Below are 19,967 nucleotides of genomic sequence, written 5' to 3' on the forward strand. Positions count from 1 at the left end.
GAGAGGACACCATTCGGGACACACGGTTCTGTGGTGTGCCTACGGTGGATCCATGGCAGAACGCATGAGCAGCCCAGCAGCCCAGCTGCCGACGACGGAACAGATCGCGGACCGGGTGGCGGCCGACCGTCAGGTGGTCCGCGATGTGATCGCTGCCAAGAAGACGCGCTCGGCGGGGGAGACTGCCACGTGATCACTTGGACACCGGTGCCACCAGGGCGCTGGCCGACGGACACAAGACACTGAACCTGCTCGCCGCGAATATGGCTCGCACACCGGGTGACCTGTTGCGGATCCCCGCCCTGTGCCTCATGCAGGCGGAGGCCGAGGACGCCGACGCGGCGCGCCGGGTCCTCGCGTTCTCCTCCGTCGTCGTCGACCCCCTGGACACGGTCTCGTCGGTCACCGTCGGCACCATGATCCGGGACGGGTACGGCGGGCCCGACACCTGTCACGCTCTCTACTGCGCGCTGCCCCGCGCCGAGTTCACGGGTATGTCGATCCTGCTCACGGCCCGGGAGGAGGCCTACCCGCCGGGCGTGGTCACCGTGGACATCGACTCGCCCGGCATGCTCGGCTTCTACTGATCCGTTCTCAGGACGCGCTCGGGGCCCAGTCGCCCAGCCAGTCGGCCACCTCCTGGTCGGCGGCCTGGGTGTCGGTGAGTTGGGGGCGGTTCGATGAGGCCGGTCCTGAGCCCGCGCCGGTGTTCTTGTACTCGGCGAAGCGGTCGTCCTTCCAGGAGAAGCCGCTCATGTCGGTCCAGGGGGTGGACTTGACCGCGGCCGACAGGGACGTGTTGCGGACCGTCGTCTGGGGGTCGAGGGTCGCGTCGCCGCCGGCGTGCCAGGGGCGGCCCAGGTAGAAGCTCGCCGCCGAGACGTCCCCGTTCACCGCCGAGTTGGCGATCAGGATGCCCTTGCGGTTCGCGACCGTGCTGGGTGCGGTGACGAACCCGGCGGAGGTGCCGTCCCACCGCTTCTTCAGCGTGATGACGGACTTGTCGATCACCGCGGTGGCCCGCCCGAAGATGAAGTCGACGTTGCCGACGACGTAGGAGTTCGTCATGTAGACCCGGCCCAGCTTGTCCTTCGCCGCGGTGTCCACGAGCAGCGTGTCCTGGTCGCCGCTGACGATGACCCCGTCCAGGAACACCTTGTCCGCGGCGGTGCGCAGCGCGACGGCCTGCTGGGCGATGTTCTGGTTCGCCTTCTCGTCGAAGTCGTTGGAGATGGTGAGGTTGCGCGCCTGGAAGTCGTCCGCCTCGACGGCGACGGTCGCGCTGCCCCCGGTGCCGTACGTCCCCGAACCGTCCGGCTTCGGCGTACCGGACGCGTTGTTGTAGACGATCACCGTGTCGCCACGGCTGCCCCCGGTGCCCTGGATGGTGACGTGCGGCTTGTTGGAGGGCACCTTGACGAGTTCGCGGTACGTCCCCGGCTTGACCGAAATGACCACGCGCGAGGGGTTGTTGGCCGGTACGGCGTTCACCGCGGCCTGCACGGTGGAGTACTGCCCGCTGCCGTCCTTGGCGACGGTGAGCGTCGTGGCCGCGGCGGCCTTGGTGGTGGCCGTCGTACCGATCGAACTGCGCGGCCCCGCACCGGACTTCAACAACGCCGGCACGTCCGCCGTCTTGTCGAGCGTGTAGGAGTAGTACGTCTTCGGATCGAAGGCCGTGCCCCCGCTCTCGTTCCGCCCGCTCGTCCCGACGAACGTGTTGCCCTTCTGGACGATGCTCGCCGTACTGTCCTTGATCACGGGGTTGTTGATGCCCTGGAAGTAGGAGTTCTCCAGCACCATCCTGGTCGCGCCGCGCGAGTAGTTGCCGTAGGAGGACGTGATGTCCGTCCCGGCCACGTCCTCCAGGTAGTTGTTGTACAGGTGCGCGTGGGCGACGTTGTCCGTGGAGGGGTTGCGCTGCTCGGTCTCGCGGATCCAGTTGTGGTGGATCGTGATGTCCGCGGTGACGTTCTCGGTCCAGCCGATGCCGAACGCCTTGTTCTCCTGGCTGAGCTTGTTCCAGGAGACCGTGAGGTAGGTGGTGTCCTTGCGGCTGTCGATGAGTCCGTCGGCCATGTGCCGCAGGTCGTTGTGGTCGATCCACACGTGGTGGGCGCCGTCCATCTGGATGGCGTCGAAGTCGTGCTCCTTGTCGTTCCACACGCCCTGGTAGGCGTCCCGGATCGTCAGGTTGCGGATGATGACGTTGTGCACGCCCTCGCCGAGGAAGAAGCCACCGCCGACGATCTGCCCGGACGTCCCGGACCCCACGATCGTCTTGTTCGACTGGACCTTGATCTCTTTCCCGACGGGGTCCATGGTGATGGTCGCGGCGACGACGATGACGTACGGCTCGCTCGCGGTCGCGTACTTCTCCAGGTCGGCGAGCGTCTTCACGGTGACGATCTGACCGTCCCGCCCGCCGTAAGTCCCGTTCTGCCCGAGGGCGTTGACGGACGCGAACCCGTCGGCGGTGGCGGTCGCCCAGGCGGGGGCGGCGGTGGTGGCGGCGGACGCGTGCGGCTGGCCGCCGGGCAGCAGACCGTAGGTGAGGCCGCCGGCGGCGGTCAGGGCGAGCGGAACACCGAAAGCTACGGCGGTTCGGCGTCGACGATGCTGAGCCATGGGGGGTTTCCGTTCCGTGCGGGGGTAAGGGACCGCAGTGCAGTCGCCACCCTCGCCAGGAAGGTTGCCGCCCGGAGCGCTTGGGGCCTGTCCGGCGGAGCATGCCGGCGTCGCGGGGCTGGGCACGCCTGTCTGCCGCGTTGTCGTCGGTTGCCGACTCCCCAGCGCTCGGCTTCGCTCGCGCGGGGAACGCCCACCGCCCCGCTCACCTGCACCGGTCAGCACCGCTTCTTGCAGCCGGCCTGATCCGCCGGACAGGCCCTAACCCGTGACGTTCTCCGGCGGCGGTGTCGGGGCCCCCGGCAGGCGTACGGTCGCGATGGTGCCGCCGCCCTCGGCGCGGGCCAGGGTGACCTCGCCGCCGGCCTGTTCCACCGTGCGGGCCACGATCGACAGGCCGAGGCCGGAACCGGGGAGCGCCCGGGCGCTCGGGGAGCGCCAGAACCGGTCGAAGACGTGCGGGAGTTCCTCGGCGGGGATGCCGGGGCCGTGGTCGCGGACAGTGAGGACACCGTCGGCGAGCCGGACCTCGACCGTGCCCGCCTCAGGGCTGAACTTCACCGCGTTGTCGAGGATGTTGACCACCGCACGCTCAAGCGCGGCCGGTTCGGCCCGGGTGTACCAGGGCTCCAGCGAGGCGTTGATGGTCAGCTCCGGACCGCGCAGCCGGGCCCGGCGCAGGGCCGCCTCCACGGTGTCCTCCAGCGCCACCACCTGCACGCGTTCGCCGCGCTGGCCCTCCGACCGCGACAGCTCCTGCAAGTCGCCGATCAGCGCGGCCAGTTCGGTCATCTGCGCCTTCACCGAGGCGAGCAGCGCCTTGCGGTCGGCCTCGGGGATGGGCCGGCCGGTCTCCTCGCTGCGGGTGAGGAGTTCGATGTTGGTGCGCAGGGAGGTCAGCGGGGTGCGCAGCTCGTGCCCGGCGTCGGCGATCAACTGCTGCTGCAGCTCACGGGAGTTGGCGAGCGAACTGGTCATCGAGTTGAACGACCGCGACAGCCGGGCGACTTCGTCCTCGGCATCGCTCTCGACGGGGATGCGGACGCTCAGGTCCTCGGTCCGGGCGACATGCTCGACGGCCTCGGTGAGCTTGTCGACGGGCCGCAACCCCGCACGGGCGACGGCGAGTCCGGCGGCGCCGGCGGCGAGCACACCGATGCCGGAGACGAGGAGGAGGATCAGGGCGAGATCGTTGAGCGTGGACTGGGTGCCCTTGAGGGAGACGGCGATGCTCACCGCGGCGCCGGGGTAGATCTGCGGCGGGCTGTTCATACCCTGGCTGACGAGCAGGGGCATGGTGAGCACCCGCAGGGCGTTGCCGTCGCTGTCGGTGCCGTTGCGGATGATCCCGTCGCCGGTGACGGTGACGTTCTTGATGACGTCCTTGTCGGCGCCGGTGACCTTGACGACGCCCGCCGAGGTCGCGGAGACGCAGAACTTGCCGTTCTCCTTCACCAGTTGGATGTAGGTGTTGCGGGTCCCGAGGTCGTTGGTGCCGGCCCGGTAGGTCTGGTCGGTCGACGGGGTCTGCGGACAACTGCTGAGCAGTTCCACCACCTGGTCGTACCGCTGCGGCTGGCGCATCTTCTTGAGATCGGCGTCGACCTGGTCGTACAGCTTCCCCTGCACGATGAACCAGCACGTCACCGAGACCGCCGCCACCGCGAACGCCACCGCGGCCGCCACCAGCAGGGACAGCCGCGTGCGGATCGGCAGGGAGCGGTAGCGGCGCAGCAGTTTCACTCCGCGCCGCCCTGGCGCAGGACGTACCCGACCCCGCGCACCGTGTGGACGAGCCGCGGCTCGCCGCCGGCCTCGGTCTTGCGGCGCAGGTACATCACGTACACGTCGAGGGAGTTGGACGAGGGCTCGAAGTCGAAGCCCCAGACCGCCTTGAGGATCTGCTCGCGCGTCAGGACCTGGCGCGGGTGCGCCATGAACATCTCCAGGAGCGTGAACTCCGTCCGGGTCAGCTCCACCGGCCGCCCGTCCCGGGTGACCTCGCGCGTCGCGAGATCCATCCGCAGGTCGGCGAAGGTGAGCGCCTCGTCGTCCTCGGCGGTCGCCGCCCCGGCCGCCGCCGCGTAGGAGGAGCGCCGCAGCAGCGCCCGGACGCGGGCGAACAGCTCGTCGAGTTCGAAGGGCTTGACCAGGTAGTCGTCGGCGCCCGCGTCGAGCCCGGTGACCCGGTCGCCGACCGTGTCACGGGCCGTCAGCATCAGGATGGGCGTGGTGTCACCGGCGCCCCGGATCCGGCGGGCGGCGGTCAGGCCGTCCATGCGGGGCATCTGGATGTCCAGGACGACCAGGTCCGGCTGGTACTGCGTCGCCTTGTCGAGCGCGTCCGCGCCGTCCACGGCGACCTCCGTGTCGTAGCCCTCGAAGGCGAGGCTGCGCTGGAGTGCTTCGCGCACCGCCGGCTCGTCGTCGACGATCAGGATGCGCTGGGGGTCACGGTCGCCTTCGGCGGGGCTCATGGCTTCGGATTCCTCGGGTGCGGTGGGACAACGGCGGACTGAAGGTACTGAACACTTTCAGCCTCGCACGGTTCCCTGCGGGTGCGTAAAGGCGCTGCGGTCAGGGCCTGTCCGGCGGATCATGCCGGCGTCGCGGGGCGCCGCGGAGATCCGTCAGAAGCGCCCTAGCCGCGGGCGGCGCTGCGGCGGCGGGTGCGGGTTCCCGGGGTCATGCCACGGCGGGCCACCGACCCGGACGCCACCTCGGGCGCCCGTGGGGCCGGTGCGTGCAGTTCGTACGCCACCTCCAGGGCGAGGGCGAACCCGGCCGGGTCGGTGCCGGCCACCGTGTGCGAAACCTGCTGGATCATGACGTACTCCTTACGCGCGTGACGCGGGGGTCAGTTGTTGTCGGCGCCGCCGGCCCGCAGCGTGGCGAGGTCGGCCTTGACGGTGTTGATCGGGATGGCGAAGCCGAGGCCCACGCTGCCCGCGTCGGACGAGGAGGAGGATCCGGCGGCCGAGTACATCGCCGAGTTGATCCCGATGATGTTGCCGTTCATGTCGATCAGCGCGCCGCCGGAGTTGCCGGGGTTCAGGGAGGCGTCGGTCTGCAGCGCCTTGTACGTCGTCGTGGACGTACCCGTGTCGCCGTTGAACTGCTGGCCGCCGAACTCGAACGGCCAGCCCCCGCCCTGCTGCTGTTGCTGCTGGCCCTGGCTCTCGTCCGTCGAGACGGTGACGTCCCGGTTGAGCGCGGAGATGATGCCGCTGGTGACGGTGCCGGTCAGGCCCTCGGGGGAGCCGATCGCCACGACCTGGTCGCCGACCTGGACACCGGCGGAGTTGCCGAGGGTGGCCACCCGGAGGCCGGAGGCGTTCTCCAGCTTGATCAGGGCCAGGTCCTTCTTGCTGTCGGTGCCGACGACCTTCGCGGTGTAGGTCTTGCCGTCGCTGGTGCTCACCTTGATGGAGGAGGCGCCGGAGATGACGTGGTTGTTGGTGATGATCTCGCCGTCGCTGGTGATGATCACACCGGAACCGGTGGACTCACCGGCGTTCGAGGTGGCGTTGATCTCGACGATGCTCGGGCTGACCGCGGCGGCCACGCCGGAGACCGTGCCCTTGGCGGAGGACGGCACCACATTGGTGCTGGTGCTGCTGGAGGCGACCGTGTCGTTGCCGGTCAGCTCCTGGATGCCGTAGGCCGTGCCGCCCCCTATCGCCGCGGCGACGATCGCCACGGCGGCGAGGAGGGCGAGCGGGCCCCGGGCGCGCTTCTTCGGAGCGGGGGCGGGGGACGGGGGTGCGGTGAGGAGAGCGGTTCCGCCGCCGTTGTCGTCGCCCTCACCGGCGCCTTCGGAGGCGAAGGAGGCCGGCGGCCGGGCCGGGGGAGGCGGCCACTCCGGGTTCACGGGGGAGGCGTCGTGCTGCTGGGCGCCCTGATACGGGTTCGCGTACTGCTCGTACTCGCCGTCGCGGCGGAAGCTCTCGGTCATGTAAGAGAGCTTGTCCCCCGACCATGAGAGCTTCCTGAGTGCTCGCTGAGAAGCCCGGCAGAACCTCGTATGCCCGATATAAAGCGGGTTCTCGCAGCTCGGGGAGGTCTCTCAGACGGCGTTCATAAAGCCGGGCCGCGCGCTACTCGCAGCCGCAGGACCGCCGCGCGACCAGCTTCGTCGGGAACACCTTCAGCCGCTCCCGGCGCGAGCCCGCGACCCGCAGCCCGTCGTCCAGGACGAGGTCCACCGCGGACCGGGCCATCGCCGAACGGTCCGATGCGATCGTTGTCAGCGGCGGGTCCGCCAGCGCCGCTTCCTTGATGTCGTCGAAGCCGGCCACCGCCAGCTCGCCGGGCACGTCGATCCGCAGCTCGCGCGCCGCGCGCAGCACACCGATCGCCTGGTCGTCCGTGGAGCAGAAGACCGCCGGCGGCCGCTCGGGGCCGGAGAGGATCCCCAGCGCCACCTGGTAGGCGTCGTAGCGGTTGTACGGCGCCTCGAAGAGCCGCCCCTCGGTCGGGATGCCGGCCTCGTCCATCGCGCGGCGCCAGCCCTCGACGTGGTCGGAGACGGGGTCGCCGACCGCCGGGGTGTCGGCGGTGCCGCCCAGACAGGCGACATAGGGGTAGCCGTGGCTCAGCAGATGGTCCACGGCCGCCTTCGCGCCCGTGAGGTCGTCGAGGACGACGGCGACGTCGTCGATCGCCTCCGGCCGCTCGTGGAGCAGCACCACGCGCGCGTCCCAGGCCTCGATCTCGGCCGCCGCGAGGTCGTTGAGCGCGTGCGAGACGAGGATCAGCCCCGAGACCCGCATCCCGAGGAAGGCCCGCAGATAGTGGGTCTCGCGCTCGGCGATGTAGTCGGAGTTGCCGACGAGCACCATCTTGCCGCGCTCGGAGGCGGCCTGTTCGACCGCGTGGGCCATCTCCGCGAAGAACGGCTGGCGCGCGTCCGGGACGATCAGGCCTATGAGATCCGTACGGCGGGACGCCATCGCCTGGGCGACCCGGTCGGGCCGGTAGCCCAGCTCCTTGATCGCGGCGAGGACACGCTCGCGCGTGGCCGGGGCGACCGGCCGGGGTCCGTTGTTGATGACATAACTGACGACGGCAGTGGAGGTCCCTGCCAGTCGCGCCACGTCATCTCGAGTCACCTTGGCCACGCGCGGAGTCTACGCGGATGGACCCACTCTGGGCAGGGCGAAAGGGAAGGCCCGGTGCTCCCGCGGTACCCGTTCGGCGCGATGCCGTGCGGGAGCCATGCCCGGGCGGGGTCCCTCTTATGCCTCGGCCGGTACCTCGGTGGCGTCCAGGGCGGCGTTCTCGTCCGCTTCCTCCACCTTTGCCCGGTCCTTGGCCTTCGCCTCGTCGGTCGCGGCAGCCCCGCCCTTCTCGGGCGTAACGAATCGATAACCGACGTTGCGGACGGTCCCGATCAGCGACTCGTGCTCCACGCCGAGCTTGGCGCGCAGCCGTCGTACGTGGACGTCGACCGTCCGGGTGCCGCCGAAGTAGTCGTAGCCCCAGACCTCCTGCAGCAGCTGCGCGCGCGTGAAGACGCGGCCCGGGTGCTGGGCGAGGTATTTGAGGAGCTCGAACTCCTTGAAGGTCAGGTCGAGGACCCGGCCCTTGAGCTTCGCGGAATACGTCGCCTCGTCGACCGACAGGTCGCCGTTGCGGATCTCCATGGGGGAGTCGTCGTTGACGATCTGCTGCCGGCCCATGGCCAGGCGCAGCCGCGCCTCGACCTCGGCGGGCCCGGCGGTGTCGAGGAGGACGTCGTCGATGCCCCAGTCGGCGGTGACGGCGGCGAGGCCGCCCTCGGTGACGACGAGGATGAGCGGACAGCCCGGCCCGGTCGAGCGCAGCAGCTGGCACAGGCTGCGCACCTGGGGCAGGTCACGGCGGCCGTCGATGAGGATCACGTCGGCGCCGGGGGTATCCACGAGCGCGGGACCCTCGGCCGGGGCCACGCGCACGTTGTGCAGGAGCAGGCCGAGAGCCGGGAGCACCTCCGTCGACGGCTGGAGTGCGTTGGTCAGGAGCAGCAGAGAACTCATTCGACTGGTTCCTCCTCGGTCCCGGCGAGGTGACAGCTTTCGTATACAGGTGATCCGAAAGCACAAAAGGACCCGGGGGCTGCGTTGCCCGAGTCCTCTGTTCAGGAGAATAGCCCACATGAGCATCGATCCGGCAGGTCGTGTGGCGCGTTCCACCACGATCCCGAACTCTGAGACACACAGAGCCGCACCTATACGGACGTTTCTGCACACCGCCGATGGCGTGACGATCGATTCCGTATACGACCCGCCGGCCTCCGTATACGACACTTCCGCGCCATCCGTACGTGGTCCGGTGTTCGTGATCGCGCACGGCTTCACGGGTGACGCGGATCGTCCTCATGTTCGCCGGGTGGTGGAGGCGTTCACGCAGTACGGCGGTGTCGTCTCGTTCTCCTTCCGCGGCCACGGCGCCTCCGGCGGGCGCTCCACGGTGGGCGACCGCGAGGTCCTCGACCTGGCCGCCGCGGTGGGCTGGGCGCGCGAACTCGGCCACGCGCGCGTGGTGACCGTCGGCTTCTCCATGGGCGGTTCGGTCGTGTTGCGGCACGCGGCGCTGTACCGGCGGGAGCACGACGGTCGCACGGGGGCGTATTCCGACGCCGTGGTCTCGGTCAGTGCACCGGCCCGGTGGTACTACCGCGGCACAGCCCCTATGCGAAGGGTCCACTGGCTGATAACCCGCCCCGAGGGCCGTCTGCTCGGCCGCTACGGCTTCCGTACCCGCATCCACCACCGGGACTGGGACCCGGTCCCCCTCTCGCCCGTGGAAGCGGTCCCGAGGATCGCCCCCACCCCCCTGCTGATCGTCCACGGCGACCGCGACGGCTACTTTCCCCTCGACCACCCGCGGATGCTCGCGAAGGCCGCCGCCGGCCACGCCGACCTGTGGCTGGAGCCCATGGGCCACGCGGAGCACGCCTCCTCGGACGAGCTGCTCGGCCGCATCGGGGACTGGGCTGTCACAGCGGCCCGCTAGCCTGGGCGGCACACATCGACGATCGATCGAGGAAGCGGATGCCAGAGGTCACGGTGCGCTACTGGGCCGCCGCGAAGGCCGCGGCCGGCGTGGGCGAGGAGGTGTTCGACGCGGACACGCTCGCCGAGGCGCTGGGCGCGGTGCGCGAGCGACACCCCGGTGAGCTCACGCGCGTCCTGCTGCGATGCTCGTTCCTCGTCGACGGCGACCCCGTGGGCACCCGCGGGCATGAGACGGTACGGCTGGCCGACGGCGGCACGGTCGAGGTGCTCCCGCCGTTCGCAGGAGGATGACGATGAGCGACCAGCAGCCGTACGAGGGGTACCCGCCGTATCCCCAGCAACAGGGGTGGCCCGCGCAGCAGGGGTACGACGAGGCGCAGGGCGACCGGCAGCACACCCAGCAGTGGCAGGGGCAGACGTGGGACACGCAGGTCCACACGCCTGCGGCGCCGGAGCAGGCGTATCTGCCGCCGCAGGGGTATGGCGCCGACCCGCGGCAGCAGGGCTACGAGGCTGGCTCGCATGCGCAGCAGCAGGGCTACGAGGCTGGCTCGCATCCCCAGCAGCAGGGCTACGGGACTGGCGCGCACCCTCAGCAACAGGGCCACGGCGCCGCCTCGCGCCCTCAGCAGCAGGCGGCTCCCTACGCGATGCCTGCGGAGGCATCGGCGGCCCCTCACGCCGTGACCTCCGAGGGCGGAGCGGGCTACGGGCCCTCCACGCTCGCGGGCAACGCCCGGATCACCGACGCGCAGCGGGCGCGTGCCGAGGGGCGGTCGCCCATCATCGAGCCCGGGGGGCAGCCTGCCGCGCTCACCGCGCTGCTCGGGCTGCTGCTCGCCGGGGCGGCGGCCGTGGGGTCGTACGGGCTGCTCGTGCCGCTCGTGCTGCTGCAGGCGGTCACCGCGGCGGGGTGGTTCCGGCTGAACGGCATGTGGCCGGCCCGGCAGGGGATCGCGCTGGCGTTCCTCGGTGCGCTGGTCGCGGACGCGGTGCTCCTCGTGGCGGGCCGGGAGAACGGTCCCGCGGCGATTCTCGGCACGCTCGGTGTGTGGGTGCTGCTGTCCCTGGTGCTCCAGCTGCGGTCGCATGCGGATGCGGACGAGCGGATGTACGGGCTGATGGCCACGGTTGCCTCGGCGGCGCTGGCGATCGTGGCGGGCGGGTATCTCGCGGCGGACCCGGATGCGGTGTCGGTAGGCGCGGCTGCGGTCGCGGTGGCCGTTCTGGCTCGCGCGCTGCCCCTGCCGACCCCGGCGTCGGTGACCGTCTCCCTGCTCGCCGCGGCCGGTGCGGGCATCGCGGTGGGCGGGATGACGGGGCTGGGGGCGAAGGGGGCGCTGCTGGGCGCGGGGGCTGCGGTGTGCGGTCTGATCGGTCACAGGGTTGCCAGCTATGACTACCCGTCCCGCTTCGTGCACTTCACAGCGGGAGTGGCGCTGCCGTTGGCTGCGGCGGCACCGGTGGTGTATGTGCTGGGCCGGGCGGTCGTGTAGTGCGTGCGGGTTCGGTGGGGGCGGGCGTTTTGCGCAGTTCCCCGCGCCCCTAAAAGACGCCCACGGTTCGGTGGTGGGTCGGGGCCGGGACGCCGGCCGCTGCGGGCCGTACGCGGCCAACGGTCCAATGGGGTCCAGGTGAGTGCTTTTAGGGGCGCGGGGAACTGCGCGACCAGCCCCCACCGGCCCGCACCCGCCAAACCACCGAACCCGGCACCCCACTAGGCACTGTCACCGCTTCTTGCCGTCCAGCTCGTCCCACCAGTCGTCCGACTTCGGATCCCCCGACGGCGCGTCCCACCACCGGTCATCCGGCCCCCGCCGATTCGCCACGATCGCGGCAAGCGGCGGAATGACCATCGCCACCACGCACATGCCCACGGCAACCGGCATCGACCACAGGCGCACGACCCCCCACGCCAGGACGAAGAGCCCGATGCACGTGCCCATCATGGCGAAGTAGACATGACGTCGTCGCGCCAGCATGTCTCCAGGGTAAGTCCGGACACGACGAAGGGCCGCACCCCGACAAGTGGTGCGGCCCTTCACCAAAAGGGTGCTCAGACCGCGATCGCGACCTCCGCGAGCGCGCCCTTCTCGGCCACGACGACCGTACGGTCGGCCGTACCGCCCGGCACCAGCGCCCGCACGGTCCACGTGCCCTCGGCCGCGTAGAAGCGGAACTGGCCCGTCGCGGACGTGGGAACCTCCGCGGTGAACTCGCCGGTCGAGTCCAGCAGACGGACGTAGCCCGTCACCGGCTCGCCGTCCTTCGTCACCTGACCCTGGATCGTGGTCTCACCGGGCTTGATCGTCGAGGCGTCGGGGCCGCCGGCCTTCGCTCCACACATGTTGAACTCCTTGAGGGGTAAAGGCCGGGCTTACTTGTTCGCGCCGAGCTCGATCGGAACGCCGACGAGGCTGCCGTACTCGGTCCAGGAGCCGTCGTAGTTCTTGACGTTCTCCACGCCGAGCAGCTCGTGCAGCACGAACCAGGTCAGCGCGGAGCGCTCACCGATGCGGCAGTAGGCGATGGTGTCCTTGGCCAGGTCGACCTGCTCCTCGGCGTAGAGCTCCTTGAGCTCGTCGTCCGACTTGAAGGTGCCGTCGTCGTTGGCGTTCTTGGACCACGGGATGTTGCGGGCGGACGGGACGTGGCCCGGGCGCTGCGACTGCTCCTGCGGCAGGTGGGCCGGGGCGAGCAGCTTGCCGGAGAACTCGTCGGGGGAGCGGACGTCGACCAGGTTCTGCGAACCGATCGCGGCGACGACGTCGTCACGGAAGGCGCGGATCGCGGTGTTCTGCGGCTTGGCCTTGTAGTCGGTCGTGGCGCGCTCGGGCACCTCCTCGACCAGCTCGCGGGCGTCCAGCTCCCACTTCTTGCGGCCGCCGTCGAGGAGCTTGACGTTCTCGTGGCCGTAGAGCTTGAAGTACCAGTAGGCGTAGGACGCGAACCAGTTGTTGTTGCCGCCGTAGAGGACCACCAGCGTGTCGTTGGCGATGCCCTTCGCCGACAGGAGCTTCTCGAAGCCCTCCTGGTCGATGAAGTCGCGGCGGACCGGGTCCTGGAGGTCCTTGGTCCAGTCGATGCGGATCGCGTTGCGGATGTGGTTCTTCTCGTAGGCGGACGTGTCTTCGTCCACCTCGACGATGGCGATGTCGGCGTTGTCGAGGTTGGCCTCGACCCAGTCGGCGTCTACGAGGACGTCGCTGCGGCTCATGCTGTTTCTCCTCCGGGGCAGTACGGGGCAGTTCGGGGCGCACGGGTGCCCATGGCAGGGCAGCTGGGAATGCGGAGGTCGGTGCCGTCCGCGTCAGAAGGGGCGACAGAGCATGGCGGCGACGCGGCACAGGTCTACTGCCCGCCGCTTCGTGAGATCCGCCTGTCGCTTCATAGTTGTCGATCGTAGGGACGGACAGGCGGGCGTGTCACCGGTGTGTCGTATTTTGAGATGCGATCGTCCGGGATGTGGGATCACCGCGGGGGATGCGCTTCGTTTCCCGGGGTTCCGGGCACCTGTGGCCGTGGTCACGGCCGGGGTGCGGACTGGGCGTCTCGCCCTTCGGACGGTCTACGTCCGCTGCCGAGCCGGTCCTACCCCGCGAGCTTGACGTTCGAACCCTTCACCGTGATCTCCACACCGTTCGTCCCGCCCTGGACCGTGTTCAGCTTGATGCCGCCGGGCAGGCCCTCGATCTTCTGCTGGAAGTCGGTGACCGAGCGCAGGACGCTGTCCGCGAGCGAGATGCCGAGGCTGGGCAGGGAGTCGGCCTTGACGACCACCGTGTCGCCGTCGACGACGGTCACCGAGGCGAGCACCGGGTACGTCTGTGATGCGCCGCCGACCGAGATCTTGATGCTGACCTTGATCTTGCCGCCACCGCCCGCGCTGATGCCGGTCACCTGCGCGGTGATGCCGGGAGCGAGCGTGACCGGCTGGGACTTGGCCGCCTTGAGCAGCTCGCCGTAGGGGATGACCGCCCCGCCGGTCGCCGTCGCCGCGGTCGCCGAGCTGTAGTCGCCGGAGAAGGAGACGTCCTTCATGGTCGCCTCCAGGTCCTCGATGCGGACCGTGCCGCCGACGGTGGTGTCCGCCTCGTAGCCGTCCATGCCGACCTGCACGTCGTTCAGCTTGCCGCCGGCGACCTGGGTGAGGAAGGGGAAGCCCTTGATGTCCACGCTCGGGGTCTCGGCCAGCCCCTCCTGCGTCTTGAGCCGGTCGGCGACCTCGCCCTCGGCGAAGTGCACGGCGAGCCGGTCGGCGGCGACGAACAGCCCGCCGAGGATCACGACGATGATGAGAAATATGCGCAGGGCTCGCATGCGGTGGTTCCCCCAGAGCGGCTTCGTGTCGGCGTAGGACGGGTGGCCGTCGAGCGCGAGACTAACCGCGCAGGGTGAGGGGACCGTGAGATTGTCGAGCAGCTGTGACAAGAGGAGCGGTCAGTAGACGAGCGCCTGCGTCCCGTCCGCCAGCGCCTCCTGGACGAACACCTGGGCCCCCGCGATCCGTACGCCCTCGATGACGTCCTTCTCCGTGATGTCCCGGCGGGCCGCGCACTGGGTGCAGAGGGTCAGGCGGCCGCCCGCGAGGATCGAGGCCAGCAGGTCGGGAAGTGGGGCGGCGTGCGGGAGTTCGAACTCGGCGGCGCGGCCCGGCAGCGCGAACCATGCCGACTCCCCGGTCAGCCACAGCGAGACCTCGACCCCGCTGGCCACGGCCACGGCCGCCACCGTGAACGCCTGCGAACACCGCTCGGGCGCATCCGCCCCGGCCGTCACCTTGATCACGAGCTTCTTCGCCATGCGGGCAGCGTAGCCTCGCGACGGCACCGGCGCGGTGTCGCCGGATCGTGATCCCACCGCGTACAACTCTGTCCGGCGTTCATGAGTCTTCCGTGAGCGCGCATACGGAATGCGCGCTTCACGTTTTGTGGGGGACGTAGTGGAAGTGCCCGAAGTGCCCGAAGACAGACCCGGTGGGCGCCGCCGGGGCCGTACGACACTGTTGATCGCCGTCGCGGCCGTACTCGGTATGGTCGCCGGGACGTGCACCGGATATCTGATCCAGGCCGACCGGGAGCCGACGGCACTGCCCTCGCTCTCGCAGCCGACGCTCGTCCAGGCCAAGGGGCCCGCGCCCGAGCCGTTGTCCGCTGCCGAGGACCGGCGGGTCAAGATGGACGGCGACCTGCGCAAGCTGCTGCTGAAGAAGCCGGCCGGGGCGAAGGCCGCCGACTGGCTGGGCGACGACGACGGCTGGATGGACCTGGCCGCGTACGCCGAGCTCTACGAGGATCCCGCCGCGGCCTTCAAGGACCAGGTGGGCGACGAGTTCCGCCGTGCGGCCGTCGTGGGCTGGGTGAGCGGGGACCGGCAGGTGACGGTCCGGCTGGTCCAGTACCGGCAGGTGGAGGACGTCGTGGCCGGGGACGGGGCGTACAACGGCAAGTACTGGGCGGACAAGGAGAGTTCGACCCGCAGCTGGGCCATACCCGGTACCGGGGAGGGCATGGCGTACGTGCACGACAAGCCCGACACCGAGCCCGGGTACGTGCCTGTCTACGGGGCGGAGGCGTATGCCTGGCGCGGTGACGTCGTGATGGAGATCCGGGTCTACGACAGCAAGCGGATCCCCAAGAAGACGATCATGGACCTCGCCGAGCGTCAGATGGAGCGGCTGTGAGCGAGAACGAGAGCGGTCCGGAGCCGACTGACCTGACGAAGCCGGAACCGGGGCCCGAGCCGGTTGCCGAGGCCGTCGCAGCCGACGTGCCCGCCGAGTCTGTCGAACCGGCGGAGCCCGTCGCGGCCGCTGAGGCGCCCGCCCGGCGTCGGCGCGCCGCCACCCTCGTGGGGGCGCTGCTGCTGGTCGGCGGTGTCGTCGGCGGGGTCGGGTACACCGTGGTCACCGTCGACGGGGCCGACCGTGACGCGGGGGCGCCGGTGTGGACGTTCCCGAAGGCCGCCGCCGAGACGGCGAAGCCCGCCGCCGCGAAGGGGCTCTCCGGGATGCTCCTGCCGTACGGCGGCGACAGCGCGTGGCGGAAAGGGCCCGACATCGGGGAGTACGGCAACGACGCCGTGCTGAGCGGGGCGCACGCGACGGCCCTGCGCAAGGAGTCGCTGAGCGGGCTGCCGCGCACCCAGCGCAAGGCGTTGGAGCGGCAGATCGACAAGCAGCGCCTCAAGGGCATCGCGATGCGCAGCTACCTCAGCTCCCCCTACGACCAGCAGTCCGCCACGGTGACCGTCGAGCTGTCCCAGATGGAGAACGCGTCGGCCGTGCGCGAGATCGCCAGGTACCAGGAGAAGTTCGTCGACGTGCTGGACGACGTCCTGCGCCCGGGTCCGAAGATCGTGGACCACAAGGACGCCCGCTGCTTCCTGGCGCCCGCGGACGAGGACGAGAAGCTCGACACGATGTTCTGCTTCGCGCATCAGGGCAACGTGCTGGTCAGCCTCACCGCGGAGAGCGCGAAGCCGATGGTGCAGGAGGGCGTTGCGAAGCTGCTGCGCGAGCAGCTCGACCGCATCGCGGAACCGGGGGAGTCGGTATGACCGAGCAGGCACAAGAGGCAGAGCAGGCAGAGCAGGCAGAGCAGACGGAGCAGGCCGAGCCGTCGGAGCCGAGCGAGCCGACGGGACAGGTCGAGGAGGCCGCGGTGGAGCCCGGTGCGGAAGCGCCGCAGGCACCCGCTCCGAAGGACCGCCGGGTCCTGCGTGCCGTCCTGCGCTGGACCGCGGCCGTCGTGGTCTTCGCGGCGGTCGGCGCCGGGACGGCGTACGGGATCGCGGGGATGGAGCGGACGGACGTACCGGGACTGGAGACCGCGACGGACGGCCGTTGGGACTACCCCACGCTCACCAGGCCGCCGTTGCCCTCCGGCCGCCCCGGCCCCTTCGCCGACACGAACGAGACCGACTCCCACTACGCCGACCTGCGACGGCTCGTGCTGCCCGCACCCCACGGCGCGACCGTCGACAAGAAGCTGGCCGGCACGGACGGCTGGCTGCCGACGAAGGACTTCCTCGCCCAGTACGCGGAGAAGGAGGACCGCGCCGAACTCGGGCAGACGTTCACCGACTACGGCCTCCGGCACATCGCGGCCCGCGGCTGGAGCACCCCCGACGGCACGCACACCGCCGTCTATCTGCTCCAGTTCGACAGCGCCACGGTCCTCGACGAGCTCACCGGCGGTATCGCCCCGTACGGCGCCCCCGGCTACGAGCTGCGCGGCGCCGCCGACTCCGTCGCCGACGAGGACTTCCCCGACGCCTCGCTGGTCACGAACGTCACGCGCGTCGCGTACGCCGAGAGCAAGCCGTACGGTGCCGAACAGACCCGGCAGGCCTACCTGACCGCGGGGGACGTTCTCGCCCTGGTCGTCCAGTCCCGTCGCGGCAGCGCCCTGACCGTCCCCTTCCGGCAGACCGTCACCCTCCAGGCGCAGCTCCTGGGGTGAACGGACCTCGCACGACCCCCCGGGCCCCGGCCGCGTAAGCTGGGGCCCGGCCCTGTGCACACGTACCGAACCACGCTCATCCGAGGAGCACCCCGTGGAGATCTTCTTCGAAGCCCTGCTGGTCCTGGTCTGCGTCGGCGTCCTCGCCTTCGCCGGACTGACCGTGAAGAAGTTGTACCAGGGCCAGCGCTGACCCACGTCTAGGAACCGCCACTCATGATCGAGATCCCGTCCGACCTCCACAAGGACCTCGTCCCGCTCGCCTTCCTGCTCGGCAACTGGGCCGGCGCGGGCGTGCACGACTTCCCCGGCTCCGAGAAATGCAACTTCGGGCAGGAGGTCGTCTTCACCCACGACGGCCGGGACTTCCTGGAGTACGCCTCGCACACCTGGGTGCTGGACGGCGAGGGCAACAAGGTCCGTCCGCTGGAGAGCGAGCACGGCTTCTGGCGCATCGACGCCGACCGCAAGGTCGAGGTGACGATGGTCCGCGACGACGGTGTCGTCGAGATCTGGTACGGCGAGATGGCCGACAAGAAGCCGCAGATCGACCTGGTGACCGACGCGGTGGCCCGTACGGCCGCCTCCGGCCCCTACTCCGGCGGCAAGCGCCTGTACGGCTACGTCAAGAGCGACCTCATGTGGGTCGGCGAGAAGCAGACCCCCGAGGTCGAGCTGCGCCCCTACATGTCGGCCCACCTGAAGAAGGTCGTCACCCCGGAAGAGGTCGAACGCTGGGCCAAGGCCCTCCCCGACGACATGCCGGACGACGGCATCGCCTTCTTCAAGTAGGCGGCTTCTCAAGCGGGCCGACGGTCACCCGGTGGTCCGCAAGGTCAGTAGACGGCGATCTGCTCGATCTTGTGGACCTCGCCGCTCGACGAACCGGACGCGAGCCCCAGGTCGAACGCCGTCCACTTCGCGAGCCGCCCCGAGTCCCACAGCGGCCCGCCCAGGACCGTACGGAACTTGAAGCTCACCTCGTTGTTGCCGGTGCTCGTCCAGCCCACGCCGTAGATGGCGACGTCGACGGTGCCGGCGTTGGCGAAGCAGGGGTTGACGCCGTCGACCTCGAAGTACAGGAAGTCGTTGCGGCCCGCGCAGTCCACCCGGTTGATGGCGTGGGCGGGGAGGGCGGTCGTGACGGTCGCCAGCAGCGCGGCACCGGTGACACCGGCTAAGCGCAGGGCCCGGCGGACGATCGTTCGGTTTACCGAGGACCTCTGGTTCTCTCGGGGATCTTCCGGCGAGTGAGACAGGTCATGAACCGGACGGGTTGCCAAGTGAAGGCAAAATCCGTCGGTGGACGTCCTTCGTGGCAACGGTCCTAGACTTGACCCCGTGGTGAGCACCGACTGGAAGAGCGACCTCAGGCAGCGTGGCTATCGACTCACGCCGCAGCGTCAGCTTGTCCTCGAAGCCGTGGACACCCTGGAGCACGCGACCCCCGACGACATCCTCACGGAAGTGAAGAAGACGGCGTCGGGTGTCAACATCTCGACGGTCTACCGGACCCTGGAGCTCCTGGAGGAGCTCGGGCTGGTCAGCCACGCCCATCTGGGGCACGGCGCGCCGACGTACCACCTCGCCGACCGCCACCACCACATCCACCTCGTCTGCCGCGACTGCCAGAACGTCATCGAGGCCGACATCAAGGTGGCCGCCGAGTTCACGGCCAAGCTGCGCGACACCTTCGGCTTCGAGACCGACATGAAGCACTTCGCGATCTTCGGCCGCTGCAAGGATTGTTCCCTCAAGGCTTCAACTACCGAGTCGTAGGCTTGTGCATATGAAGAGCCCTCTGCTGTCCCTGCCCGGCGCCGTCCCCGGCGAAGGCGTGGACGAAGGCGTCGCCGCCCACTACGGCGACCTGTTCCGCGAACAGCGCGCCCTCGCCGACGGCACCGGATTCGTCGACCTCTCCCACCGCGGTGTCGTCACCGTCACCGGTGAGGACCGGCTCAGCTGGCTGCACCTCCTGCTCACCCAGCACGTCAGCGACCTCCCCACCGGCCGCGCCACCGAGGCACTGATCCTCTCGGCGCACGGCCACATCGAGCACGCGCTCTACCTCGTCGACGACGGCACCACCGTCTGGGCCCATGTCGAACCCGGCACCCAGGAGGCGCTCATCGCCTACCTGGAGTCGATGAAGTTCTTCTACCGGGTCGAAGTCGCCGACCGCACGGAGGACTTCGCGGTCGTGTATGTGCCGGCCGGCTCCATCGCCGACGTGCCGGACGGGATCGCCGTACGCGAGACGGCGTACGGCCGTGATCTGTTCCTCCCGCGTACGGACCTGGAGTCGTACGCCGGGAAGTCCGGACCCGCGGCCGGGCTGCTCGCCTACGAGGCCCTGCGGGTCGAACAGCACCGGCCCCGGCTCGGCTTCGAGACCGACCACCGCACCATCCCGCACGAACTGGGCTGGATCGGTACGGCCGTTCACCTCCAGAAGGGCTGCTACCGCGGCCAGGAGACCGTCGCCCGGGTGCAGAACCTCGGCAAGCCCCCGCGCCGGCTGGTCTTCCTCCACCTCGACGGCAGCGACGTCCATCTCCCGCCCGCGGGCACGGAGTTGCGGGTCGCGGACGAGGGTCCCGACGGCCGCAAGATCGGCTTCGTGACGACGTCCGTACGGCATCACGAACTCGGTCCGGTCGCGTTGGCGCTGGTCAAGCGGAACGTCCCGGTGGACGCGCGGCTGCTGGCCGGGGAGACGGCGGCGGCGCAGGAGACGGTGGTCGAGCCGTAGCACCCCCCGGCCTGGTAGGGGATTGGTGCGTGACCGTGATCCGCAGCAGCTCCTCGCCGTACCCCAGCCGCACCCTCGCCCCCGAACCGCCCCCGTGCCTGGTCACGTTGGTGAGGGCCTCCT

General features: G+C 70.0%; 24 protein-coding genes. 11 read left to right on the forward strand and 13 right to left on the reverse strand.

Annotated features, from left to right (window positions below; all coding sequences use genetic code 11):
- Positions 1–52: 52 nt before the first annotated feature.
- On the forward strand, positions 53–193 hold the full coding sequence (locus ABZ896_RS30075) for a hypothetical protein (RefSeq protein WP_360935982.1): 141 nt from the start codon (positions 53–55) through the stop codon (positions 191–193).
- Between the two features lie 4 nt (positions 194–197).
- Complete coding sequence (locus ABZ896_RS30080; RefSeq protein ID WP_360935984.1) at positions 198–587, forward strand: hypothetical protein; 390 nt, start codon at positions 198–200, stop codon at positions 585–587.
- A 7-nt stretch (positions 588–594) separates the two neighbouring features.
- Here ABZ896_RS30080 and ABZ896_RS30085 read toward each other — a convergent pair whose 3' ends face one another.
- From ABZ896_RS30085 to ABZ896_RS30115, 7 genes are all read right to left on the reverse strand, one after another.
- Entirely contained in the window at positions 595–2,628 is a 2,034-nt protein-coding gene (locus ABZ896_RS30085) for a pectinesterase family protein (protein ID WP_360935986.1), read from the reverse strand.
- 261 nt (positions 2,629–2,889) lie between these two features.
- Entirely contained in the window at positions 2,890–4,365 is a 1,476-nt protein-coding gene (locus ABZ896_RS30090) for a HAMP domain-containing sensor histidine kinase (RefSeq protein ID WP_360936028.1), read from the reverse strand.
- 2 nt (positions 4,366–4,367) lie between these two features.
- A complete protein-coding gene (locus tag ABZ896_RS30095; protein ID WP_360935988.1) occupies positions 4,368–5,105 on the reverse strand; it encodes a response regulator transcription factor in 738 nt (245 codons plus the stop codon).
- Between the two features lie 164 nt (positions 5,106–5,269).
- A complete protein-coding gene (locus ABZ896_RS30100) occupies positions 5,270–5,455 on the reverse strand; it encodes a hypothetical protein (protein ID WP_360935990.1) in 186 nt (61 codons plus the stop codon).
- 30 nt (positions 5,456–5,485) lie between these two features.
- Positions 5,486–6,583, reverse strand: a complete 1,098-nt coding sequence (locus ABZ896_RS30105) for a trypsin-like peptidase domain-containing protein (protein ID WP_360935992.1) — start codon at positions 6,581–6,583, stop codon at positions 5,486–5,488.
- Positions 6,584–6,725: 142 nt separating this feature from the next.
- Positions 6,726–7,748 carry a LacI family DNA-binding transcriptional regulator gene (locus ABZ896_RS30110; protein WP_360935994.1) on the reverse strand — a complete coding sequence of 341 codons (1,023 nt, stop codon included), beginning with the start codon at positions 7,746–7,748 and terminating at the stop codon, positions 6,726–6,728.
- Between the two features lie 117 nt (positions 7,749–7,865).
- Positions 7,866–8,645: a response regulator transcription factor gene (locus ABZ896_RS30115; protein WP_360935996.1), complete on the reverse strand. Its 780-nt coding sequence runs from the start codon at positions 8,643–8,645 to the stop codon at positions 7,866–7,868.
- A gap of 118 nt (positions 8,646–8,763) precedes the next feature.
- Between ABZ896_RS30115 and ABZ896_RS30120 the strand changes: the two genes are divergently transcribed.
- The 3 genes from ABZ896_RS30120 to ABZ896_RS30130 are packed head-to-tail and all read left to right on the forward strand — an operon-like array spanning position 8,764 to position 11,122.
- Complete coding sequence (locus ABZ896_RS30120; RefSeq protein ID WP_360935998.1) at positions 8,764–9,624, forward strand: alpha/beta fold hydrolase; 861 nt, start codon at positions 8,764–8,766, stop codon at positions 9,622–9,624.
- A 38-nt stretch (positions 9,625–9,662) separates the two neighbouring features.
- Positions 9,663–9,917 carry a MoaD/ThiS family protein gene (locus ABZ896_RS30125; protein WP_360936000.1) on the forward strand — a complete coding sequence of 85 codons (255 nt, stop codon included), beginning with the start codon at positions 9,663–9,665 and terminating at the stop codon, positions 9,915–9,917.
- A 2-nt stretch (positions 9,918–9,919) separates the two neighbouring features.
- Positions 9,920–11,122, forward strand: coding sequence for a hypothetical protein (locus ABZ896_RS30130; RefSeq protein WP_360936002.1), 1,203 nt, complete (start codon positions 9,920–9,922; stop codon positions 11,120–11,122).
- A gap of 231 nt (positions 11,123–11,353) precedes the next feature.
- On the opposite strand, the gene ABZ896_RS30135 is transcribed toward ABZ896_RS30130, so the two are convergent.
- The 5 genes from ABZ896_RS30135 to ABZ896_RS30155 form a co-directional block, all read right to left on the reverse strand.
- Positions 11,354–11,608 carry a DUF3099 domain-containing protein gene (locus ABZ896_RS30135; protein ID WP_360936004.1) on the reverse strand — a complete coding sequence of 85 codons (255 nt, stop codon included), beginning with the start codon at positions 11,606–11,608 and terminating at the stop codon, positions 11,354–11,356.
- A 74-nt stretch (positions 11,609–11,682) separates the two neighbouring features.
- Positions 11,683–11,973: a DUF1416 domain-containing protein gene (locus ABZ896_RS30140; protein WP_093904296.1), complete on the reverse strand. Its 291-nt coding sequence runs from the start codon at positions 11,971–11,973 to the stop codon at positions 11,683–11,685.
- A 30-nt stretch (positions 11,974–12,003) separates the two neighbouring features.
- Positions 12,004–12,843 (reverse strand): sulfurtransferase, encoded by an 840-nt coding sequence (locus tag ABZ896_RS30145; RefSeq protein ID WP_360936007.1) that lies wholly within the window; start codon positions 12,841–12,843, stop codon positions 12,004–12,006.
- Positions 12,844–13,217: 374 nt separating this feature from the next.
- Positions 13,218–13,946, reverse strand: coding sequence for a DUF2993 domain-containing protein (locus ABZ896_RS30150; RefSeq protein ID WP_360936008.1), 729 nt, complete (start codon positions 13,944–13,946; stop codon positions 13,218–13,220).
- Between the two features lie 120 nt (positions 13,947–14,066).
- The gene (locus ABZ896_RS30155; RefSeq protein WP_360936010.1) at positions 14,067–14,429 is read right to left on the reverse strand and encodes a DsrE family protein; all 363 of its coding nucleotides are present in this window, start codon (positions 14,427–14,429) and stop codon (positions 14,067–14,069) included.
- Positions 14,430–14,583: 154 nt separating this feature from the next.
- On the opposite strand from ABZ896_RS30155, the gene ABZ896_RS30160 reads away from it, so the two are divergent.
- The 4 genes from ABZ896_RS30160 (at position 14,584) to ABZ896_RS30175 (ending at position 17,881) form a co-directional block, all read left to right on the forward strand.
- Positions 14,584–15,309, forward strand: a complete 726-nt coding sequence (locus tag ABZ896_RS30160; protein WP_360936012.1) for a hypothetical protein — start codon at positions 14,584–14,586, stop codon at positions 15,307–15,309.
- The gene (locus tag ABZ896_RS30165; protein WP_360936014.1) at positions 15,306–16,184 is read left to right on the forward strand and encodes a hypothetical protein; all 879 of its coding nucleotides are present in this window, start codon (positions 15,306–15,308) and stop codon (positions 16,182–16,184) included. The genes ABZ896_RS30160 and ABZ896_RS30165 overlap by 4 nt, the downstream gene beginning before the upstream one ends.
- A complete protein-coding gene (locus ABZ896_RS30170; protein WP_360936016.1) occupies positions 16,181–17,089 on the forward strand; it encodes a hypothetical protein in 909 nt (302 codons plus the stop codon). The genes ABZ896_RS30165 and ABZ896_RS30170 overlap by 4 nt, the downstream gene beginning before the upstream one ends.
- A 216-nt stretch (positions 17,090–17,305) precedes the next feature.
- A complete protein-coding gene (locus ABZ896_RS30175) occupies positions 17,306–17,881 on the forward strand; it encodes an FABP family protein (RefSeq protein WP_360936018.1) in 576 nt (191 codons plus the stop codon).
- 44 nt (positions 17,882–17,925) lie between these two features.
- Here the strand turns inward: ABZ896_RS30175 and ABZ896_RS30180 are convergent, their stop codons facing one another.
- Positions 17,926–18,372, reverse strand: coding sequence for a beta/gamma crystallin domain-containing protein (locus ABZ896_RS30180; protein ID WP_360936020.1), 447 nt, complete (start codon positions 18,370–18,372; stop codon positions 17,926–17,928).
- Between the two features lie 58 nt (positions 18,373–18,430).
- On the opposite strand from ABZ896_RS30180, the gene ABZ896_RS30185 reads away from it, so the two are divergent.
- On the forward strand, positions 18,431–18,868 hold the full coding sequence (locus ABZ896_RS30185) for a transcriptional repressor (protein WP_360936022.1): 438 nt from the start codon (positions 18,431–18,433) through the stop codon (positions 18,866–18,868).
- A gap of 10 nt (positions 18,869–18,878) precedes the next feature.
- Positions 18,879–19,844: a folate-binding protein gene (locus ABZ896_RS30190; protein ID WP_360936024.1), complete on the forward strand. Its 966-nt coding sequence runs from the start codon at positions 18,879–18,881 to the stop codon at positions 19,842–19,844.
- Positions 19,845–19,967: the final 123 nt, after the last annotated feature.

Origin of the sequence: Streptomyces sp. NPDC047072, assembly GCF_040643855.1 — a bacterium.
In the GTDB taxonomy this organism is placed as follows: Bacteria; Actinomycetota; Actinomycetes; order Streptomycetales; family Streptomycetaceae; genus Streptomyces.